Origin of the sequence: Methanosarcina sp., assembly GCF_028693135.1 — an archaeon.
Lineage (GTDB): Archaea > Halobacteriota > Methanosarcinia > Methanosarcinales > Methanosarcinaceae > Methanosarcina.
Genome location: NZ_JAQUVZ010000043.1, coordinates 24696 through 30695, shown reverse-complemented (window position 1 = coordinate 30695; position 6000 = coordinate 24696). Strand labels below are relative to the sequence as shown.

Genomic DNA, 6000 nt, shown 5'->3' with positions numbered 1-6000 from the left:
GGAAAGGCAAATAAGCTATGTTGATCTGTGAAAATTGAACTCTTTTTGTCGAAAATGAAACAAAAGTAAAAACTGAAATGGGATATTACCCAATTGTAGAATTCAAAAAGGTTTTGATACAGCCTGTACAGTTTATTTTTGAATTTTCGCCTAAATTACTTATTTCTCTTTCTATAGAGTCGAGATTTTCCTCTATTAATGGATCAAAATCAGATCCATCAAAAATTACTCTTTCGATTTCTTTATTTCTAAATAGTGAATTTTCAAACTTTCTGCGAAGACTTTGAACACCTGAAACAGTTACAGAGGCTATCGACTTTGTAAGAATTGTTTGAGTAATAGGTTCCATAACATTCGTCCATAAATAGATAGAATTTTATTCTCACTTAGAAGAGTTATACAGTTAAAGTATTTAATTTGCACTTTTTTTCTCATTATGACGGCCTTTATATTTGCTACGTAAAATCAGCCATACGGCAATTATTGTTATCCAACTAAATGGCAAAAATATGTTTCTTTCATTTGAGGGGGTCAAAATGTAGCCGATGTAGCAAATAAGGCTCATAATCCCACAAACAAAATAAGTAATTATTGAGAACAATGTTTTAAAGTTTTGTTCGTTCTTTAGCCTTTGTTCTTTTGTCTCCATAATCAATTCATCAATTAATAAAGGGCCATATAATACGGGACCGTTAATATCAATTGGGTTTTTTTCAAAAAAAAGTGGCTCTTTTGATACAGAAGTTAATTGTGACTGAAAAATAAGAACAACAGATATATCTATGGCCAAGATGAAACAAACAAATGTTTGAAGAAGGAGTAATGTTTCCTCCTGACTTGGAAAGGAGGTCTCTACTTTTAATAGAGAGCTTGAAAATACACCAATTATAATTCCTGAAACTGAAGTTATATATTTGGCGAAATCATTAATATCGTGACTTTTTTCTCTTTCTTCACTTTTTTTCTCAACAATTATATCATGAAACATTTTAGCTTGAAATTCGACGATTTCAAAAGCTTCCTGACTCATGAAAATAAATAAAGAACTAATGAACCATAAATCTTTCTAAACTCCAGTTTGAACTTCTCCATGGTTCTCGGAAGGGAGGAAATGAAAGAAAAGGAGGCCGGGGTCGGAAAAGAAAAAGGGGATAAATTGGACAAAAGCCGAAAGTTTTGATAACTTCTTTTTAACCGGCCCGGCATGAGAAATATCTGTTTTCCAGGTTCCACAGGGTACGTTTAAAAAAGAAGTCGAAAAGGATTGAATTGATCATCGGTTACTAAAAAAGTGAAAAAAATAAGTTAGACTTTTCAGGCGGGGATCCCCATGTAAATTATCTGAAGTTCCTCGGTGACATCTGCAGCGTTTGTATACTCCTTTTTCTGATCTTATTTCAAATTCAAACAAAATGTCCATAATAAAAAGTAAAAGTGGAATACTTCAGAAGCACAATTTTTGTGTTTCCTGTGTTATTTATTCAGCCCTTTAATTTAAAAACTTGCTATAATTGTCTACTTTCCAGCTTGCAGGTTCCTCGAATGGGATTTTCCGGTGGCTGTCAGAATGGTTGTCAGAAGAATACTTATATTCTTTACTACTTCTATCTTCATTAATGACATTTAATCTCCTGACTGACCTGCTGATTATTTTTGGTCTTTCTATTCCTGTTGTTTATATTTTTTTCAGGTTGAAGATATCTCCACTCGTGGGTTTCCTGATTGCCGGTATTCTTGCCGGGCCGTATGGTTTTGGACTGATTCAGGAGACTGAACATATCGAGGTTATGTCAGAAATCGGAATTGTCTTGCTGCTCTTTACTATCGGGATAGAGTTTTCCCTGCGCGAGCTCCTGAAAATAAAGAGGATCCTGCTCCTGGGAGGAGGGTTGCAGATGTCTCTTACGGCTGCTGTTGTTTCTCTTCTCTTATGGTGGCTTGGTTATTCTCCTGAGACTGCGGTTTTCATGGGGCTTATTGTAGCGCTTAGCAGTACGGCTATTGTCCTGAAATTGCTGCAGGAAAAAGGGGAGATCTATAGCGCTCACGGGAGGATAGCACTCGGAATACTTATTTTCCAGGACATAGCTGCGGTTTTGATAATCATCCTTGCCCCGTTGCTTGCAGGAGAGGCGGTGGTCGGAAGCGATCTTCTCGAGCTTTTATTCAGGGGGATAGGGCTTGTCCTTCTCACTCTTGTAAGTGCGCGTTACGTAGTTCCTTTTGTCTTATTCAATGTGGCAAAAACACGCAACAATGAGCTTTTCCTGCTGAGCGTAGTCGTAATAGGGCTTGCTGTTGCCTGGATAACTTCCATAGCCGGGCTTTCCCTTGCACTCGGGGCTTTTCTGGCAGGGCTTATTATCTCCGAGTCCGAGTATGCTGCACAGGCGCTCGGGACGGTTATTTCTTTCAAGGACATGTTCATGAGCATCTTTTTTATTTCAACCGGGATGATGCTGAACCTTGACCAGATGTTAACTCATCTCCCACTGATTCTTACAGCCACTGTCCTTGTTCTTGTCCTGAAAACCACAGTAAACGCTCTCACCACTTTTCTCATAGGTTTTCCCCTGCATACCATGATCCTGGTTGGGTTTTCCCTGGCTCAGGTAGGAGAATTTTCTCTGGTCACTGCGCAGGTAGGCTTTGAAAATGGGATATTTTCTGAGACAATCTACCAGGAGTTTCTTGCCGTTACCGTGCTTTCGATGGTGCTAACTCCTTTTTTCACGGAACTGGGATACTATTCTGCAGTTTCCAGCCAACAACTTTCCCTTCCCAAAATTTTGACAAATAACCGATACAGTTTGCAGGACGGAGGACAGGAAGATGAGCTTGAGAACCATCTGGTTATAATAGGCTACGGGGTAAGCGGAAAAAATGTTGGAATTGCCGCAAAAAAGGCTTCTATCCCCTATGTGGTAATCGAGATCAATCCGGAGACTGTCCGGCAGGAAAAACTGAACGGAGTAAACATCATTTATGGGGATGCCGCTCAAAAAGCCGTGCTCGAACACACAGGCATCAAAACTGCCAAATCAATTGTAATAACTGCAGGCAATCCTGTAAGTACCTGGAAAATCATTGAAGTGGTTAAAAGGCTGAACCCTGATATCCATATTATTGCAAGGACTCACTTCCTGGACAAAATTGACAGCTTTTATGCTCTCGGAGCCGACGAGGTTATCTCGGATGAATTTGAGTGTTCTATAGAGCTTTTCTCCAGAGTTCTGAACAAGTACATGGTCCCGGCTAAAGAGATTGAAAGCATGAATACTCAACTTCGAGCTGATCATTATATGGTGCTGCGCGGCCCTGAAATACAGAGGAAAAATGTATTCGGGCTGTCTCTTGACTTTTCTGATGTGGAGGTCAAAAGTATAAGGGTCGAAAAACACGCCGGGGCTGCAGGGAAAACTCTTGGAGATCTTGATCTCCGAAATAAGTATGGGGTTACAGTTATTGCAATTTCCCGAAACCACAGGCTTATGTATGATCTGAGAGCTGAGACGAAATTTAGTCCAGACGATATCCTGCTTGTAATCAGTCCTCTAGAACAACTTGAGGAAATTAGGGAGCTCTTTGAAAATGGTGTATAACAATACTATTTTTCTCACTATTTTTACTTTGTCTACCAGAATCAGTCGATAATCACTACAACTCTATAATTTTTATATGTTACAAAGTTATTTTGCTATGCAGATACTAAAGTATTTTACTCTAATTGATTCAGGATTTGTTGTCCTCTTGAGAAATTATTTGATATTACTCGTCTGTTTGTAAGACCCAGAATTTGCCAAAAAATTCTAAACAAGTTCAACAATCCCACAATCTTGTATTATTCAACCAGGAAATTGAATAATTCTGTATGTAATTGAATAGTAAATACTTTTTATGGTTTATAATAAATAAAATAGTGGTTTTCATGAGTGGTGAAAAAATCGATAAAAAGATTTTAGAAGAGTTAAACCTTATTAAAAAGCAACTTGGGGAAATAAAGGAACATATGGTGGATATCGATAGTCTGCTTACTGCAGAAGAAAAGGATTTAGTTTTCAGAAGTTTTGAAAACGAGTCCAGAGGAAAAATCATACCCTTTAAAAAGCTGGAAGAAATGAGGCTCTGAAATGTTTGAAGTTTTTATTGATATGCCAGCACAGGCCTTTCTGAAAAGTGCAGATAAAGTCATCTATTCTAGACTTAAAGAAATCCTCGATGGGTTTGTCCTTGATCCAGTTCCACGGGGAGCAAAAAGAATAACTGAGAGTAAAGAGAACATTTTCAGGTTTCTATCCCTTCATTTAAGATTGCTTTATAGAATTGATTATGAAAAACGAACTTTGGTAGTTATAAAAATAGAGCCTTTAAACCGTATGTACCGTTGATGATGGCAAAGATCTTGCTTAATGCTCCTCTACTTGCTGATTTTCAATCTTTTATCCAGATTTTCACATTTTACCAATTCTGCAGTATAAAATAGTTGTTTTGATAGTCGTTTTGCGCCTCGTTCTTATAGAGCTCATCTCAAAAACTTGATTTAACTTCATTAAAAGCGCTTTCAAAGAAAATGGTTTTAAAAGTTTCACTCCTGGGTTCAGGGGAGGTAGGTTCACAGGGTACATTTAAATAAGAAGTAAAAAAGGATTCATACGCCTTCGGTTAAGTGAAGAATCATGATAAATTGCACCCATTACCATAACAGCTGCCCGGAATATTAACAGAACATGGGCTGGAGCAGGGTGTCGATTATAGGTAAAGATGGTAATATTTGAGGCAGACATCCGGTACAAAACCGATAGCCTTCAGGTAAAAAAATTCCTTAACCGATGACCAATGAAACACACCTCTATTATTTTTGCTCTTCGTCTGTCTCATCAGTACATTTTATGTTATGCCAAGAATAATTATCTTTGTAATGACCAATTAAATAGCCTACAAATACGCCTTTAATAAAACCAATTAAACCAACGCCTACAACAACACTAACAGCTATTTTTGCGGCTTTTTTGCACACTTTTTTAACTTCAACCATAGATTACCTCTATTATTTTAATTTTTGATTAATTTTTTCTTTATTTCTTTTTATTGCTCTAGTATTATAATATTAGATGCGTAAGTACATTTTGCTATGCTTAGCTCATCGTTGAGATATGTGCGCCAATTGCCTTCTTTTTATTCGTTTTATTTGCCTGCATCATTAGAACTTTCATAGATACACAAAAAACCAGGACCATCATTGTACAGATTATCCAGAACAAAAATGAAACTCTTCGAATACCATACACAACTAAATGAAAGCACTTTTCACCTTACTTTTTTTGATTATTGATTTCATCGTTACCCTGGGCAGGAAGGTTGTCCAGAATTTGGTTTTTAAAAAACGTTCCTAAAATAATCCGTGAATTGCCATCTAAGGCTCAAATGTGACTCTATCACGGATGCCAAATTGCGTTTGAGGCAATTCCACTGCCCAAATAAATTGGACGATCTTAATTGTCAGAAAAAGTTAAGACTTACGCACTTGACTCAAATTTAATTTTAAGACACGTTATAAGGTTTCAAAAGCTTATACTTCCGGGATTCATAAAAAAATGAAAAAAAAAGAAGTTACGCTTTTTAAGCGGGGATCCCCATGTAAATTATATGAAGTTCCCTGGCAACATCCTCAACGCTATTGTATTTCTTGTCTGGAAGCATGCCAAGTTCCTGCAGTACGTCCGGGATTGCTCCACTCTTCCTTGCTTGCTCAATAATGTCGTTCCTTTTTACAGAAAAATCTATATTTTTTAATATCTTCTGAGTTTCCATAGGAAGTTTTGTACTAAATGCGCCTTTTATCTCAGTTTCCATGATATTTCCCCTTACTTTTGTTTAAATTTCCTTTAAGTTCTCTGGCGACATCTGTAGAGTTTGTTTACTTCTTTTCCGGAGATTATTTTTATTCTGCAGAATGCCGTCCCTGGCGTTACCATCCTTAGCTTTTAACAACATCTCCCT

General features: G+C 37.3%; 7 protein-coding genes. 3 read left to right on the top strand and 4 right to left on the bottom strand.

Annotated elements, in window-relative coordinates; all coding sequences use genetic code 11:
• Nucleotides 1–85 precede the first annotated feature (85 nt).
• Nucleotides 86–349: a hypothetical protein gene (locus PHF18_RS14730; RefSeq protein ID WP_300104178.1), complete on the bottom strand. Its 264-nt coding sequence runs from the start codon at nt 347–349 to the stop codon at nt 86–88.
• 63 nt (nt 350–412) lie between these two features.
• On the bottom strand, nt 413–1030 hold the full coding sequence (locus PHF18_RS14725) for a hypothetical protein (RefSeq protein WP_300104176.1): 618 nt from the start codon (nt 1028–1030) through the stop codon (nt 413–415).
• A gap of 586 nt (nt 1031–1616) precedes the next feature.
• Between PHF18_RS14725 and PHF18_RS14720 the strand changes: the two genes are divergently transcribed.
• The 3 genes from PHF18_RS14720 (at nt 1617) to PHF18_RS14710 (ending at nt 4388) form a co-directional block, all read left to right on the top strand.
• A complete protein-coding gene (locus tag PHF18_RS14720; RefSeq protein ID WP_300104175.1) occupies nt 1617–3602 on the top strand; it encodes a cation:proton antiporter in 1986 nt (661 codons plus the stop codon).
• Nucleotides 3603–3928: 326 nt separating this feature from the next.
• A complete protein-coding gene (locus tag PHF18_RS14715; RefSeq protein WP_300104174.1) occupies nt 3929–4129 on the top strand; it encodes a hypothetical protein in 201 nt (66 codons plus the stop codon).
• Nucleotide 4130: 1 nt separating this feature from the next.
• Nucleotides 4131–4388, top strand: coding sequence for a hypothetical protein (locus tag PHF18_RS14710; RefSeq protein ID WP_300104172.1), 258 nt, complete (start codon nt 4131–4133; stop codon nt 4386–4388).
• 464 nt (nt 4389–4852) lie between these two features.
• On the opposite strand, the gene PHF18_RS14705 is transcribed toward PHF18_RS14710, so the two are convergent.
• Nucleotides 4853–5035, bottom strand: a complete 183-nt coding sequence (locus tag PHF18_RS14705; RefSeq protein ID WP_300104171.1) for a hypothetical protein — start codon at nt 5033–5035, stop codon at nt 4853–4855.
• A 584-nt stretch (nt 5036–5619) separates the two neighbouring features.
• Complete coding sequence (locus PHF18_RS14700; protein WP_300104170.1) at nt 5620–5853, bottom strand: DUF2795 domain-containing protein; 234 nt, start codon at nt 5851–5853, stop codon at nt 5620–5622.
• Between the last annotated feature and the right edge of the window lie 147 nt (nt 5854–6000).